Raw genomic sequence first — 17836 nt, 5'->3', positions numbered from 1 at the left:
TGATCTAGGTGCCATGGCCCCTGTTAAATGGAAAAGGATCTTTCTATTTAGTAAGATATGGCTCTCTTACTCTGGTTGCTCCATAATTTATTAAATTCCTTTTTGCTGATTTTGGCATTTTTCTCGCCTGACCAGCAATCATTATAGTAATAATTCGTTTTATCAAATCCGGTCAACGTTAAGGCATGGACTGAAAAACCGTGCATTCTTGAAACCAACACAACAATTGGTTTGTTGTTTAATAATTGCTTTTCTACATTTGCATTGCTTGTACCGGTTAAGTTTTTGGCACTTCCAGCATATTTCTTTACTACTCCCATTAAGGCAGGCGGATAAATAGTCCATCCTCTTTTTGTAAATGGATTCCCCACATATCCAAGGTTTGGATTCGATGAATGTCTTGGCATCTTATTCGCTAAGGTCACTTTGTTGACTCGTACACCTTTATATTGAAGCATCATGGTGACGGCTGTAATTTCACAACCAGTTGGTAATTCCGGCCTTTGATTGATCAACGGCACATTTAATGTTATTCCGCTAATCCGTGAAGAATGCTTTCCATAAACCGTATTTGATTGATATTGGTACCAGGCAAGAGTTCTCTTTGTTCCCTTTTCTGTCTTTACAGCTTTCGTTATATACCCCGCGGCATTAAGATCGAAAATATACTTGATATTTCCCCCGTGTTTGCCATAGACCGTTTTTGAATAATATTCATATCGATTCGTTGCTTTTTGCGTTTCTTTATCAAGCTTTGCCGCTTTCGCGATGAATCCGTCGTTATTTATATCATAAATATAGTTAATATGCTGGGATGCATTTTCAATCGTGCTGTTTGGATAAAATTCTTGAATCTTGATTAATTTGCTGCCTGAATATACCTTTGCATAGGCTATTTCTCCCCAGCTGTTTAGATAGATTTTTGTATCCCCTTTAATAATTACCTTTTGTGTAATACCCTTAGCTTTATGTTGTTTATAGACAATCGCTGCCAAGTCCGCAATCACCTTCTGCGACTTTTCATAGGAAAGGTTTTTCGTCATAATCGCTAAAACAAACGGTTTTTTGTCATAAACGATGGCAGCGTCATTATAGATTCTTTCTGCTGGAATCATCCCCACCTTGTGGGCCACCGCCACTCCCTTTATTCCCTTAGGAATGGTAGTATTATAGACTGTCTTTTTCAAATAGCCGACAAGTTCTTCTCCAAGCGGGCTCTTTTTAGAAAATTGATAGAGTTTCTTCGCATAAATCGTTAAATCATTGGCTGAGGTTAAATTTTGTCCATTCGGGTAGGCGTACTGTCCGCCAATGCTTTTTATGTACTTGACTAAATTCGCTTGTCCAACCCGCTCCTTTAACATGATAAACGCAATATTATCGCTGTAAATCATGGCCTTTTTCACAAGATCACGGATGGTGTAGGACGTGCCCACTTTCTGGTTTTGAATAACTCCGCTTCCGCCAGAGTAATGACGACTCTTATAGACTAGTTTTTGATTTAAGTTGATTTTCCCTTTTGACGCCTGCTCCATAATATACAAAGCTAGCGGCAGTTTAATTGTACTGGCAGCGCGGCCGGCTGTTTTCCCCTTGATTTGAAAGACATCGCCCGTACCTAAATCCTGATACTGAAGCGTCACTGTCCCGCCGGATTTTTTTATGTATTTTGTCAGTTCTGCGGATACCTTTTTTGAAAAATCTTGATGCGCCGTTAATGCTGCCGCACTTGCGTTTTTGGCCGGCACCACCATTGAACATAAAATAATGACAATAAGAATCCCTTTTAAAAAACGTCCTGCTCTCAACTTTTTCCCCATCCTTTTTGCATTCTATATTTCTTAAATTTTAACAAAAATTCCAATATATTAAAATAGTCATTACTGTTGAAAAGTAAAAATCTTAAAAAGGGCTCCAATATTTTTTGAAGACCCTTTTTTCAGCTATCTATATAGGTAAGAAGTATACGTTAGTCCATCATACGTATAATAAACCTTTATTACCGTATTATAGGAAAATTGTGAAACAGCTTTTTTGGGATTAAAATAATAGGTTTGGTACGAACGCCCGATTGTAATCCAGTTATTGGGATTATGAGTATAAATAATATTTCCATTATTTAGAAATTGCATCTTTGTTACCTTTAAATTGCTATAACCATAGTTTGTTACTTTCAAGTATCCATAATTATAGTAAATATCATAGTTTGCGTTAAAGGATGAATTGGGTGATTCCCTTATATCCAGTGAAAGCTTCTTCGTCTTTACTGTTTTTGTACCCTTTTGGCGTACATCTACCGCCACTGTATATTTCCCTTTATAATAGGCCGTCCAATATAAACTTTTGCTGCTTGAGTAATCCTGTACGGTCGACCAATAATAGCCATTATATACTCTGAACCGGTACTCCAAGTAATTTCCCGATGATTTTGCTGTGAAATAAAAATACGTATTCGTGGTCTGCTTTGTGCTAATATTTGATTTTAATGTCGGTGCTGAAAAGTAAGAAGGTTTAAAGATCGTAAAGTTTGCTGTTCGTGTTGCCGTCTTTTTAGATAACTTACTTCGTACCGTTACCATCACCTTCGAAGAACCGGCACTTTTCGGTTTCCAATAGGTGTAATTTTTCGATGAATAATTTTGAATCGTCGTCCATTTTTTATTCTGATAGACACTAAATTTGTATTCGAGATTAACTCCCTTAGCAGCGGCTGTCCATTTAATCGAAGTTGATGTCGGCCGCGGCGAAGACATATTTGCTCTTAATGAGGAAATATAAACCTTTCCATCCGAAATTTCATAGCTTAGTTGCTTTGACACGATCCGGTTCGGATATTGGGACCTGCGAACCTCCACTTTGATGGTATATTTTCCGGCGCTTGTTGGCTTCCAGGAATAAGAGCTGTTCGCTCCAAAGCTCTGGACAACTCTTCCATTGACAGTATATTGGTATTGCAATCCAGACTTATTTGTTTTTGTAGAAAAAGTAATCGTCTTTCCCGTTAACGATGGCGAATTGATGTTTGGCGAAAAAGATGTAATCGCAAAATCCGGTTTATAGGCTGTAATTGTGTACGATATTTCCTTTTGGGCTACTGCACTTGGAAAAGAAGGGTCGCGCACCTCTACTTTTAACTTATAGGTGCCCGGTGCTGTTGGCGTCCATTGATAGGTATTCGCCCCGCTGTAACTTTTAACAACCTTTCCCTGGACGGAAAATTGATAGTGAAGTCCTGCTTTATTTGCGCCCGCCTGAACAGTAATCGTCTTCCGTTCGATTTGAGGGGAAGGAAGATTTGCTGTTAAGCTATTAATCACAAAATCTGGGGCATACTCTATGTATTGCCAAAGGTAATATTCCTGATTGTTCATATAAGAGTAACCATTCGTCTTCACAGAGATATAATAGGTGCCTGCCTCCAACGATGTTTGCATGCCTTGGAAATATCCATAATCTTCATCATAAAGGCTTTCGCTGTTGGCAACAGTGTTATCGTTTTCATCATAAATGGTAATGGAATAATCATCTGAATAGCGTTCATTATCCGAGTAATAGTTTCCTAATAAAGATAGCAGGGTATATTGGCCTTTTCTTGGCATAACTAAACGATAATAATCGGTATCCTCATCATCTTGAATGGTACCAAGCACACTATCTGACGGCTGTATTCTATTGGCCGTCTCCTTCGTGTTATTTGGTTCCAGCTCTGTCACTGCTGGATTTTCCAGTTTTTTAAAGCCAGATTTTGACACAAGTCCCTCTGCATGGGCTGTATTCAAAGAATACGTAAATGTTAATAATAGAATAAAAGCTGTAATGACTACTTTTCTCAATTCTTCCGATCCCCCTTTGAAATATTATCCAATTAACAGTTTACCATATTTCCCAAATAATTCATTACCTATTATTAAGAAAAGCGCAAGCGCCCTGGTCAGCGGCGTATGGCCTGGAGCGCTCCAACTGAGATAAAGGAAACACGGTGAGCGGAGCGAACCGATGTTGACTTATCGTAGGGCGGAGAGCGAAGGACACTAGCCGCTAGGGCTCTGGAGCTGGACAATTCTCAAAGCCGAAATTTATACTTTCTGTAAAAAAAATACCCTCGAATAGTTTCGAGGGTATCTCTTGCAAGTTTACGAAAACTTGTTACTTCTTAACAGTAACCTTTTTAGCCGCACTTACATTACCAGCTTTATCAGCTGCCGTAACGGAAAGTGTTTTACCAGCTTTTTGTTTAGCAATCTTAGCTGAGAAATTGCCTTTTTTATCGGCAGTGGCTGTTCCGATTACTTTACTGCCAACTTTGACAACAACTTTTGAGCCAGCTTCTGCTTTTCCTGTTACTTTCGTAGATTTCACAGTTACTTTATCCACTTTTGGTGTGGATGGAGCTGTTTTATCTACTACTTTAACAGCAGCTGCTTTGCTGACATTGCCAGCTTTATCTGTTGCAGTTACTTTAATTTCTGTTCCAGCTTTTTGCTTTTTGATTGTAAAGCTGTAGTTACCAGATTTGTCAGCTGTAACACTGCGTTGATATTTTCCTGCAATGTATAGCTTAACCGTGGCATTAGCTTCCGCTTTACCTGTTACTTTCGTAGATTTATCAGAGATCTGATTAATCTTTGCTGCAGTTGGAGCGGTTTTATCAATCGTGAACTTCACAGTTGTTTTATTTCCAGCTGCATCGGTCACCACTACTGTATAAACACCGTTTGTTTTAACTGCTGTACCAGATTTAACTTCTTTACCATTTAATGTGGCTGTTCCTTCATTAAAGGAAACTGTCACATCTTTATTGTAAAGGCCGTTGTTTGTAACTCCGCTTACCACTGGAGCAGTTTTATCAATGGTGAAGAACTTATACGTGATATTACCTGCTGCGTCTGTTACTTCAATTAGATAGGATCCTTCTTGGGAAACTACAGTTCCAGATGGTATTGGTTGTCCATTTAATAAACCACCTAGCTCATTAAATGAAAGTGTCACATTTTGATTGTATAAGCCGAAGTTTTCCACTCCACTTACAACAGGAGCCGTTGTATCAATCGTAAAGTGAACAGTAGTTACGTTTCCGGCTTTATCCGTTACGACTAATGTGTATGTTCCTTCTTCGCTTACATTTCCACTCTTGAATTCACTGCCATTTAAAGTAGCTGTGCCTTTATCGAAGAGGATAGTAACAAAATGATTGTAATTGCTATAATCCGCAACACCAATCACTTGTGGAACCTTTTTATCAATCGTGAAATTCACAACTGTGCTATTTCCAGCGGCATCTGTAACCACTAATGTATAGCTTCCTTCTTCACTTACTTTAGTTTCATTCTCAATGTCTTTACCATTTAATGTTGCTTCGCCTTCATTAAATGTAATGGTGACATCATGATTGTAGAATCCATCCTCTACTCCATTCACTTCTGGAGCGATCTTATCAATAGTGAACGTAACCGTGGTTTTGTTGCCTGCCTCGTCGGTTACCACTAATGTATGGTTTCCATCTTCGCTTACAAGTGTATTGGTTGCAAAGTCCTTACCATCTAATGTTGCCGTTCCTTCATTGAACGTAATCGCTACATCATGGTTATAGAGTCCATCGTTTTTAACGCCACTAACGATTGGAGCTGTTTTATCAATTTTCACAGTTAGTGATTGGGTTGTTTCCACGTTTTCATTATTATCCGTACTGCGGAAATCCATCGCTGTGGTTCCAGTGGACAGGTTAATTTCTTTCGTGTATGTTGACCATTCACCATCATTTAATTTGTATTCTGTTGATTTAACGCCTGTTCCTTCATCTTTTGCGGAAAGCTCAACAGTGACATCAGAAGTATACCAGCCGTTTGTACCTTCAGTTCCAGTAACCTTTGCAGTCGTTACTGGTGCATCGTTATCAACATAATTCACAACGATTTCTTTCTCAGCATGGTTTTGTCCTTCATCATCAACAGTAAGCTTAACCTTGTTTTCTCCAAGGGTTAATCCGCTTAGAGCTAGCTTAAATGTACCGTCTTGATCAAGCGTAATAGTAGCCGCTTCTCCAACCTTTTCACCATTGCTGTTTGTTAACTCATAGTTAACATGTAAATTCGAGTTGACATCATAGTCTTCGCCAAATGTTTCTTCCACGAGCGACTTCCAATTGACGTATGAATCTTGTAATGAGCCGGATAAATCATAGTTTGATTGTTTCGTAGTATTCGTATCATCCACTACAATTTTCGGAGCCGTTGTTTTGATAAACACTGGACCTAACCAAGCTTCAGCAGAAATTGCATTATTCGCTGTGTTAAGGGAAGCTAAATCCAACGTATAAACGCCATCTGGAGCATTCTTCTTAGCACCAGTGTTCCATTCTGTGTAGCCCCCATTAAAGGTACCAGTTTTCGGTCCTGTTGTAGTTGAAGCAGTACCCACAATATAACCGACTGAGCCGTCCCCGTAATAGCCCCCATCTGGGTTAGAGGCATCCCAAAGTTCGATTTGAGTTTGACCTTGACGGTCATAAAACTCGTAACGAACCGTTGTGCTATCTAATTTTTTATCACCGTTTGGTGAAATATGATAACTATCAACAGAGAAGCTCTTTAGACCTGTTGGCGGTGCAAAGTTTCCTGCAAATGGTAAATTTAAACTTGTCTTACCATTGGTAATTTTCACATAACCTAAAATTTCATTTCCAGTAGTTCCTGTACCCTTTGGAACGTTTAACGTTACTTTTAAGCTGTTTTCACCGTTAGCAGCAAGTGTGAAATTGGATTTATCCACTGTCACGTTTGCAGCAGCTAAAGTACCAGTCGCAGCCTTTGTATTCTGGACAGTAACAGTATAGTCACTAGCGTTACCTGTGAGATTTTTTACTAGAATATCTTTTGTAATGGTTGATGCATTGTTCGGATTGGTTGGAACATTTCCAAACGTTACTGTACCTTTGATATTATCGTAGGATTTTCCAGAGAAGCTAGTCTTATCAAGTGAATAAGCTAATGCTTCAGTTGTTGCAGCCGCTAGAGGCTGAACGCGTCCGGGACCTTGTGAGAATACATCATATTTCTTAACATCAAGTTGTTTCGCAGTATTTGAGATTGCTACTTTAATATCGAATGGCGTCCAATCTGGATGCTCTGATTTTAATAATGCAGCAATACCGGCAACATGCGGAGTCGCCATACTTGTTCCTGTGAAACGGTCATACGACTCCAGGTAACTAGCATCTGGGAAGTCTTTGCCGTAAGCAGGAACAGATGACATGATGTTCGTTCCCGGAGCAGAAACGTCTGGTTTTAAGTCGAAATTCGGATTAGCCGGGCCGCGTGAGCTTGAGCTATTGATATCGTCGCCAGCTGTTTTGCTTTCAGTAAAATTACCAAACGTTACTGTAGCTTTTTTCGTTGCTAAAGCAGTTCTTAATGCATTTCCATTCGTTGTTGACATATCAAATGTCGGAATAAAGGCAAAAGAATCGCCAAGGAATACACCTGCAGGCGCTGTTCCTGTATTATTATGGATGATTGTCGCTACTGCTCCTGCTTTTTTAGCATTGGCAATTTTGTCAACAAAAGCAATCGTACCACGTGAAATCAGTGCTACTTTTCCTTGTACATCCAAACCATTATAGTCTTTTGCTTCTCCAAGTCCTGGAACGGCTACAACATCATATGTTCCGGATAGAAGTTCGCCTGGTTTTGTGCCAAACTTCCAGCCCATTAAATCCATGTCATAAGATGTAGGATCAGATCCTTCTAATGTAACAGAAGCTTGTCCTTTCATTGTAGTTTCAGGTACAGTCGAGTTCGCAACTGAAATAGCATATGCTGCTGTGGATGGGCTTCCAATGGTTCCACGGTTTGGACCTGAGTTACCTGTTGCAATAACCGCAGTTACACCAGCAAGGGCTGCGTTGTTTATTGCGACTGCATCAGACGCTGTTTGGCTATTACTGCTTCCACCTAAGGAAAGGTTGATAACATCCATTTTCTCTTGGGCTGCCTTATCAATCCCGGCAATAACTCCAGAGTTTGCTCCGCTTCCGTAAGCACCTAGTACACGATAAGCATAAAGCTCAACAGATGGTGCTAGGCCTTTAATTCCGAAAGTGTTATTCCCTTGAGCTGCAATCGTACCGGCAACGTGGGTACCATGCTCTGTGTAAAAAGCACTGCCATTAGCATCAAATTCAGCTTTGCCTGCTGGGCGATCCAATGGAGTCGTTTCATATGGATCATCAGCTGCTCGGTCACGAGCGTATTGCTTAGTATCCGTTTGCGGAACAAAGTTGTATCCGCCCTTGTAAACATTTTGGAACTCTGGGTGGTTGTAGTCTATCCCAGTATCAAGAACAGCTACTTTCACACCTTGGCCTTTATAGCCTAGGGCCCATACAGATGGTACATCTAGGAAAGGGCTGCTTGTATTCATCGCTGGCTTAACTGCTGTGCCAGAAGTTTTTGTGCCCAATGCATGTCTTTCGACGTCTGGTTCAACCAATTTAACGCCATCAACTTTTAATAATTCTTTCACTTGGCTAGCTTTTAATGTAAGCGCCATCCCGTTGAAAGTGTAATTGTAAGTATAACCAACCTTTGCTTTAATCCCCTTGGAGCTTAGGTTCGTTTGAAACTTTTGCTGCTGGGAAACTACTTTTTGCTGAATCGTTTTTTCTTCAGCTTTTGAAGTTGTTTTTCCGGCAACTTTATTAATTCCTTTTACCAAAGCAACTGGGTAATCTGATAATTCAACAATTACCGCTACCTCTTTATCGCCGCTAAGGTTTTGTAGATCAGGATGTAAAACGGCCTCGCTACTTAGACCAGCCTTTTGCTGAGCAATTAGTGTTTTCATTTGCGTTAATGCTGCACTGCTCACCTGTTTTTTGACAGATTTGGTACTATTAGCTTGGGCCGCCCCGAAGCCAGGAAATAACAAGGTAAAAATCATCGTTAAAGCTAGGAAACTACTAAATAATCTCTTTCTCTGTCTAAATTTCAATATTCAAACCCCTCTCGTCTACTAGTTTTTCTATTCTATCTAAAATTCCAATACTCCTACTTTCCTTCACCCCCTACAGCAATGCAAACGCAACATGTTTCGTGTCCGATATTATTAAAATTCGAAATTATCAGACTCTAGTAATAGTATACTATAAAAACACGGAAAAAATATAACGAATTTTCCAAATATTATACTAATAAAATATTAAACAAAGGTTGTTGTGCTTGGTGTCTTTGGTTGGTGTCAGGCACCACTCATGTACATTTGTGTGCCTGAGGTGGACAATGTAGTTAGTATATTAGGGGGGATTTATATTTTTCTACTATAAATAGTAATGATATATTCGCCATGTGTCTTTTTATCTAGTAAAATACAACAAATTCCCATAAAAAATACCCTCGAAGTAATTTCGAGGGTATTTTTTGAAGCATTATTTCACTATAGTTACTTTTTTCGCGTTGCTTACATTACCAGCTTTATCTGTTGCCGTAACGGAAATCGTTTTACCTGCTGTTTGTTTAGCTATCTTAGCCGAGAAATTGCCTTTTTTATCGGCAGTGGCTTTTCCGATAACTTTGCTGCCAACTTTGACAACAACTTTTGAGCCAGCTTCCGCTTTTCCTGTTACTTTCGTAGATTTCACAGTTACTTTATCAACTTTTGGTGTTGATGGAGCTGTTTTATCTACTACTTTCACCGTTGTCGCTTTGCTAACATTTCCAGCTTTATCTGTTGCTGTCACTTTGATTTCTGTTCCAGCTTTTTGCGTTTTGATTGTAAAGCTATAGTTACCAGACTTGTCAGCTGTAACACTGCGTTGATATTTTCCTGCAATGTATAGCTTAACAGTCGCATTAACCTCTGCCTTACCCGTTACTTTTGTAGATTTATCAGTGACCTGATTAATCTTTGGTGCAGTTGGAGCAGTTTTATCAATCGTGAACTTCACAGTTGTTTTGTTTCCGGCTGCATCGGTTACAACTACTGTATAAATTCCGTTTGTTTTAACTACTGTCCCAGATTTCACTGCTTTACCATTTAATGTCGCTGTTCCTTCATTAAATGAAACTTTTACATCTTTATTGTAAAGACCGTTATTGCTAACACCAGTTACGACCGGAGCTGTTTTATCAATCGTGAACTTCACAGTTGTTTTGTTTCCAGCTGCGTCGGTTACCACTACTGTGTAAACTCCATTTGTTTTAACTACTGTACCAGTTTTTACTGCTTTACCATTTAAAGTGGCTGTTCCTTCATTAAAGGAAACTGTCACATCCATATTGTAAAGACCGTTGTTTTTAACACCAGTAACAATTGGAGCTGTTTTATCAATCGTGAACACAACCGTTGTTACGTTTCCTGCTAGATCTGTTACCACTAGTAAGTGGGTTCCATCCTTGGAAACGATCGTTCCTGATGGCACTGGATTCCCATCTAATAATCCACCTAATTCATTAAATGAAACGGTAACATCATGGTTGTAAAGGCCATTGTTTTCTACGCCGCTAACTACTGGAGCCGTTTTATCAATCGTGAATTTAACAGTAGTAACGTTTCCTGCTTTATCTGTTACCACTAATGTGTAAGGGCCTTCGTCACTTACTACTGTTTCACTTTTGAACTCATTACCATTTAATGTAGCTGTCCCTTTATCAAAGGTAATCGTTACATCATGATTATAGTAACTATTGTCTGCTACACCTGTTACGGACGGTGCTGTTTTATCAATCGCAAAGTTCACGACTGTACTATTTCCAGCTTTATCTGTTACCACTAATGTGTAGGTTCCTTCTTCACTTACAGTCGTCCCACTCTTGAACGCTTCACTATTTAATGTCGCTGTTCCTTCATCGAATGTGATCGTTACCTCATGATTGTAGAAACCATCTTCAACTCCACTAACTACTGGAGCCGTTTTATCAATGGTGAACGAAACAGTTGTTTTGTTTCCTGCTTCATCGGTTACCACTAATGTGTAGATTCCTTCTTCAGAAACTACGGTTCCATTGGTAAAAGCTTTTTCATTTAAGGTTGCAGTTCCTTCGTTAAAGGAAATAATTACATCCTTATTATAAATACCGTTATTCTCTACACCTGTTACTTCTGGTGCTGTAGTATCAGGAGCTGCAGTTCCTGATAACTCTCTAGTATCTCTGACACGGATTCGTTCACCCTGTGCAAATGCACCGGAAAGTCCAACAGCTTCTAACGTGTCACCCTTTTTAAGAACAGGTACAGGAACATTGCTTTGGTTCACGATATAACCATCTGTAAACACGATCAAGTCGCCAGAACCGTCATTGATCACATAAGAGTTTTCATCGTACTTCGAGACAACTGTTCCTTTTACCTTCACAAGTAGACCTTGGTTGGCAGCTGATGTTGCTTCCCCAGTCGCTACCTGCTTCGGTTGAGTAGGCGTGCCTTTTCCAAGCTTGATAACATCTTTAGCAAAGCTTGTAAACTCTAATTCTATGTTATTTTCGAACGTCTTAATGTGTCCATACACACGTACTTTATCGCCTGCTTTTAAAGATCCATCTGGAACTTCAAGGTAGGCCATAATTCCGTTCGTATCATCTTGTAGATAGAAGGCATCGAAGAATACACCGGCAGCAGTTGTTACCGTTCCTTCTACGACGACATTCGTATCATCAGCTAGTTTGCGGGCATCGGCGATTTTCATTACTTTCGTTTCGCGATGTGCTAACCAGTTGACGGCATTAATCGTCATTTCGTCATTGCCTTTAGGTTCAAATGACTCATCCATCTGTTTGTCATTGAAGATGTTCATTCCGGAAACCACGATCCGGCCATTTGCGCCAATTTCTTCAGACGCAATTAACGGAATCGCTGAACCGCCTGTTGCATCGGAGACAGCATCATAGGTATAACCGCCTTTGATATTGCCTTGGTACGTTGTTTCATTTCCTTTTGCTAAAATTGTAACCTTACCGCCTTCTGTTAAGGCCGTATTGCTAGGGCCAGAAAGACTAGTACCGCTATAGTAATCAATAAAACTTACGCGGTCGGTCATATAATTGGACACTAATCCTGGATGGACTCGGACTGCAAACGGGCTAACAGCTGGATCACCCCAGAAGTTGCCTGTCTTGCTATCATCAAATACGCCATCATTCCCCATGCGGATTTGAGTTCCGATATCAGTTAATAATGGATTATTAACGGTTGGATCTGTTGAGCCATTATTACTCTTTCCAGCCATTAATAACGAACCGCCATTGTTGATAAACTTGGTAACTGCTGCTCTTTCAGCCGCTGTTAGCGCTGTTCTTGCATGAGTTAACACTAAGACTTTTACATTAGTTAATGCTTCATCAGTAAGCGCTACTTTATTTTCTGTGACTGTATAGCCTTCTTTTTGAAGCATTAGTGTAAATGCTTTTAAGTTGTCTTTATACGTACCACTGTCACCACTTGTATTTTCATTGCCGTGCGCTGCATCAATTAACACCGTAACTCCTAGCGGCTCTTTAATTTTTACAGGCATTGTATACTTCACATCACCAATATCGAGACCGTCGGTTGATGTTACGACAACAATGAGCTGATGGTCGCCCTTCAATGGAGTTGGCCATGTAGCCGTTGCTCCGGCAGATCCTTTTGATAAAATCGATGAGATATTATTGGTACCGATAAAATTCTCCGGTTTCACTTCATCGTAATAGAAGTCTACTTTCAAATTCTTGATCGCTTCTTTACCATTATTGGCTACAGTCGCTGTTAATTTAGCAGGGTTGCCGCCAATAATAACGCCGCCGTCAATATCAATCCCGTTTACCTTCACATCAACTGATTCTTCTTTTGACCAGATTGGCGCTGAATAAATTCGTTCGCCATCCATTTGCGTAACCCTGACAACAAACCATTGCTGGCCGCCTGTTACGGTATACTCTGGATTCCATTCAAAGTCAGCAGTCATTGGTGACGCAGAGGCAACGACTTTGCCGCTGTTTGAAACCAATTCAACCAATTTTACTCTATCATCTGATTTATAGCTTGTTGGCAGATAGCTGTAATCTGTGCTATTGCGTTTTTCTGCTACTGGATCGCTTCCTGTGATTTTAAAATTTAACTTCTTGCTATCAACAGTTGAGCCCATGTAGTAGCCATTTGCTAAAACATCTAACTTAAAGTTTGGATCCTCTTCCATGTACACGCGCATATTCCGCATTGCGTGCATTAACGAATCTTGTGACAAATCATCGGAAACGATAACCGTACGGGCATTCGTTTGGCCCCATGTGCCATCGTGGTTGTCTTCCCCATAAGTTGGAGCGACATGCCAGCCAAGGTCTAATGCTGAGAAGAATTTGCCTTCTGCATTGGCATAACCATAGTGACCAGAACCGTTACCCACTTCTAGCATTGTAAATAACTTGTCTAAGTCTTTATTGTATGGCTTAAAATTATTAAAAGCATTTGCAGACATATCTGGGTGGTTAAATTGACCAACGATGTCATCGTATGTCATGACCCATGCGTAATACTTGTTTAAGTCTTGGTATTGCTTGCCATTAATATTTCGGTCAATGAAATTATCTGTTCCGAAGATATTGGAATGTCCCCATGTAGTCGAGGTCATTTCAAATGCCGGGAAGACAACATAATCATTGTTTTTTGTGTATTGCTTCGCTAAATCTTTTGTTAACTGCCATTGGTCTCCGCCAGTACGCTCCTGCATACCGCCGTGCTCCACTGTATCTACACCCAATTTTTCTGGGTCGATATCATGTGAGTGGTCAGAGAATGCGAACCAATCGTAATGATGGGCTTTACCTGCTTTTAGTGCATCTTCAGGTGAACCTGCCGCATCATGTGAAATACTTGTGTGGTTATGTGTTGTTCCACGGTAATGATTTCCACCAGTAAAGCGTGGCACGACTTCAAATGTCCATTGCTTCTCAGAAGCGTTGCCTAAAACGTCTTTAGCGGCTACTTTCACTGTGTGTATCCCTAGTTCAAGGTCTGCTGCTGGTGTATATTTTACTTGTGTTTTGCTAATGACGGCAGCCGGTGCTTTCAGCTCTTGGCCATCCAGCCATAATTGTACGGTTGATTCATTGACACCGCTTGGGTCATCGATTAAAGCTGAAATTTCAGGTGTTGGACTTTCAACTTTTGTACCATCCTGCGGCGTTTCTCCGCTGATAGCTGGTCCAAACGTATCTTCAATTATTTTAACCGCATATGGTGTGGCACTTGTTCCAGCTGACTGTACTTGCGTGCCCGCTTTTGCTTCAATATAATACTCAAATCCATTTTGCGGTACATTTGCTGCTGGCAATGTGACCGTGTAACGGCCTTCACTACCCTTAACCATTGGTAATGCTGTATATTCTGCCGCTCCAGTAGCGCGATAATAAGCAGTTACTGACTCTGCTCCATCGGCATTAGCGGCAATTTCTACGCTTGTACCTTTGTACACTTCTTTAATCGCTGTGTGCGTGATCGCTAGAATTGGTGAAATATCCTTTGGATCACGTGGATACAATTGGTACCCGTTTGTTGCTGAAGCATTGGTTGTATACTGACCTAAAACACCTGTTACGGTATAACTCTTTCCAGTCACAAGATCGTTATCTGGATTGATTTTAGTTGTGGCCATAACACGCAATGTCGTTGCTTTATTATTTTCGTCAACAAAGGTTACGTTCCAGTTTGGCGGTGTACTTGCTACGGCTGACACCTTACCAGTGACTGAAACAAGACTTCCTTCCAGCGGCTCTGCAACTGCAAACGTATTTAAGTCCATGATCGTCAGAGATTTCGGAGCCGGGACTGGATTGCCTTCACTGATTTTTACAATCGCTGTCGCTTCTAATTCGACTAAGCCATTGTATTGTAAGACCTTACCTGTTACGCGGACTTTATCGCCTTTAACTGTCTTAAACGGCGTATCTAATCCACCAAAAATGTTGATTCCTGCTGTTCCGTCTTGAATATAGTAGTTTTGCTTCTGTGTTCCAAGAATTTGGGTGTCAACAGTCGCAACCCCTTCAACTGTGAAAAACTTATTTAAGTTCACAGCCTGGCCTTTATCGTCTGACTTACGAACATCAGCAATCGTGGAAATCGTCGTTGTATCCGCCTTTGTCACGGAAACAGCTACACTTTCCAGCATAATTCCCTTACTGCTTGTGGTAATCTGGGTTACATAAACGGTATCCGGAGCATTTTTAAATGTTGTTGAAAAATCTCCTGCTGTTCCCGCTGTAACGGTCGCTAATTTTTCACTAGCATTCGCATTGTTGTTCGGATAGACATTCACGATAGCACCTGTTGCTACAGTAGCTGGACTGCCAATTAATGTGCCTGTGCCGCTTGTGATGCTGTAGCTTAATTTATCTTGAGCGACCGCGGCGCTAGGTGCTGCTACGCTAATTTGGATCGCTGTACTCTCATCTAAATTGCCTTGCTTGGCCGTAACAAATACGGATGGTAATGCTTTATCAGAGGTGAAACTAATCGAAAATGAACCGTCAGCTGCCGCTGTAGCTGTAGCTAAAGCAGTTCCTTTGGATGCGTTTTCATAAACATTAATCGCCGAGCCCGGTTCAGCTGCATCAGCTAGACCGACTACTTTTACATTATTGCTGTTTTGTGTAAATTGAATGTTTGTTCCTTTGACCTGTAGGCTTGTAACTGGAACCATCGGCTTCTCAGGTGTGCTTGCTGTATTTTTCGGTGCTGCAACTGCTCCTACAAAGAAGTCTGCTGCGTTGTCATCTGTATCCCAGGCATTTCCTTTGCCGGTTGCCGGGTCGACGTTTGCGTATGGTCGGCGCTGAGCGCTTGTTTTCGCATCTAGAGTTTTGGTAGGCCCAGTACCTTCATAGGTAGTTGCCGCTGCGCCATAGCCTACGAAATCAACTGCATCTGCAGGTATCTTTCCATCTGTAAGTGCAGTTGTAGTTTTCATCAATACTACTTTCCCTGCACCAGCTGCCATAGCGATAGCACCTGAATCATCCGCCGCAGGAAGGTCAACTCCGTTCCCTGCACCAGCTGCTTCAGAAATTAAGTAATAGCCATGAGCAGGAATGGTTTTAGTTAAAGGTGTTATCGCACTAAATACGCCGCCGCTGGAAGCATATTGTACAGACCAATCCTTTAAATCAATGGCTTTATCAGTTGGATTATATAACTCGATAAAGTCATTTTTATATGGAGCATTTGCGTTACCTCCCCCACCATAAACTTGGGAGATTACTACATGGTCAGCTTGCTCTGCATGGGCTTTGCCTATTAATCCACTTGGCAAAAATGTGCTAAGCAATAATAGTGCCGCCATGAACGTACTTGTCATGCGCTTGAACTTTCGATTGGTAAAGCTCATCCATCAACCACCCTTTTCCTCATTTATTGTTTTCACGATTTTAGGTATTTCTACCTATCGTGGTGTGATTACTATCACTCTCTCATTCTACAAAATTTTTATTCTGAAAGATATATATTTTTTGTAAATTATTATATAAATATTCGTAAATAAATGTTATTACTGTATACATTCATGTTCAAAGTATGATTATATAAAGGAGAAATTGTTTTACGCTTTCATTTGGTATATTCAGGAAATTATATTAGTATAATGTTTAGGAGGAATGTCAATATGACATTATTCAACAAATTTCGACCCGAAGTCAGACCTCTAACCTTGGTATTGTTATCTTTTTGGTTACTTGCATTTATTATCTTTCCTTCAAATGCTGCCGCTCATGCCTATAGTGCTAGTTATACAAAAATAACAATGGATACAAAACAGACCAAAATCGTCTTTTCGCTTGATACTTTATCTGTTTTGGAGCTAGCCCCCAAGATTGATGCAAACAAGAACTTTATCATTGAAAAATCAGAAATCAAAAAGGAAGAACATCGGATAGAGGAATTAATCACCGAAGGTCTCACGCTCGATAATGGCAACAAGGAACAGACACCGACGGTTGAAAAAATCGAGATTGTCAAAAAGGAAACGAAAGAATTTCTGTCTGTTACGATGATTTTCCCGGCATTTTCACCTGGCGACACATTCGTCTTTAATGATGGTTTTTATTTTCACGATACCGGAACAAATTATGTTAACCTGATTTCCGCTTCTTATCTGGGGGAAACGAGTGAAGCCGCATTACAAGGTAAAGACCGGACTTGGACAATGCTGGTAACGGAAGTACAGCAAGAGCAGCCATCCGGAGAGGGTCAAACGGTTCAGCCAAATTCCGAACAAAAACCGACGGTGCCATCTCAGCCTGTCAAAACGAAAGCGTCTTCTTCCTGGTTTTCATTTTTGAAGCTCGGGATGAATCATATTTTAACAGGATATGACCATTTATTATTTTTACTGGCACTGCTAATCGCTAGACAAAAGTTCAAACAGATTGCAGCAACGATTACCGCCTTCACAATTGCCCATAGCATTACATTAACATTGACCGTATTAGGCATCATTAATATACCTTCAGGTTTTGTGGAACCGGCGATTGCTTTAAGTATTTGTTATGTCGCTTTGGAAAACATCTTCCGGCAGAAGGTTAGTTACCGTTGGGCCATCACATTTGTTTTTGGGCTGATCCATGGGATGGGCTTTGCCGATATCCTAAAGGAAATGAGTCTTCCAAAAAGTTCATTGGCGATTGATTTAGCAAGTTTTAATATCGGAATTGAACTTGTCCAACTTGCCATCGTTGTATTACTTTTACCATTATTATCTTTCATATATCGGTCGAAGTATTCTCGGAAAATTATTACTTCAGTTTCCATTATTGCCTTTTTATTAGGTGCAATTTGGTTAATTGAGCGAATCGTCGCTTAAACAATATTTAAAAGG

At 40.4% G+C, this 17836-nt stretch carries 5 protein-coding genes; 1 reads left to right on the top strand and 4 read right to left on the bottom strand.

Features of this window, described 5'->3' with window-relative positions:
* Positions 1–47: 47 nt before the first annotated feature.
* The 4 genes from BSO02S_RS28625 to BSO02S_RS08515 all read right to left on the bottom strand — a co-directional run bounded on the left by BSO02S_RS28625 (position 48) and on the right by BSO02S_RS08515 (position 16351).
* A complete protein-coding gene (locus BSO02S_RS28625; protein ID WP_169802737.1) occupies positions 48–1808 on the bottom strand; it encodes a serine hydrolase in 1761 nt (586 codons plus the stop codon).
* A 135-nt stretch (positions 1809–1943) separates the two neighbouring features.
* Positions 1944–3833 (bottom strand): hypothetical protein, encoded by a 1890-nt coding sequence (locus BSO02S_RS08525; RefSeq protein ID WP_066065361.1) that lies wholly within the window; start codon positions 3831–3833, stop codon positions 1944–1946.
* Positions 3834–4146: 313 nt separating this feature from the next.
* Complete coding sequence (locus BSO02S_RS08520; protein WP_066065358.1) at positions 4147–8988, bottom strand: S8 family serine peptidase; 4842 nt, start codon at positions 8986–8988, stop codon at positions 4147–4149.
* Between the two features lie 433 nt (positions 8989–9421).
* Positions 9422–16351 carry an Ig-like domain-containing protein gene (locus BSO02S_RS08515; protein ID WP_084374954.1) on the bottom strand — a complete coding sequence of 2310 codons (6930 nt, stop codon included), beginning with the start codon at positions 16349–16351 and terminating at the stop codon, positions 9422–9424.
* Positions 16352–16624: 273 nt separating this feature from the next.
* On the opposite strand from BSO02S_RS08515, the gene BSO02S_RS08510 reads away from it, so the two are divergent.
* Positions 16625–17821: a HupE/UreJ family protein gene (locus BSO02S_RS08510; protein ID WP_066065355.1), complete on the top strand. Its 1197-nt coding sequence runs from the start codon at positions 16625–16627 to the stop codon at positions 17819–17821.
* Positions 17822–17836: the final 15 nt, after the last annotated feature.

Source organism: Neobacillus soli NBRC 102451, from assembly GCF_001591665.1.
Lineage (GTDB): Bacteria > Bacillota > Bacilli > Bacillales > Cytobacillaceae > Neobacillus > Neobacillus soli.
This window is presented reverse-complemented; position numbering and strand designations above follow the sequence as displayed.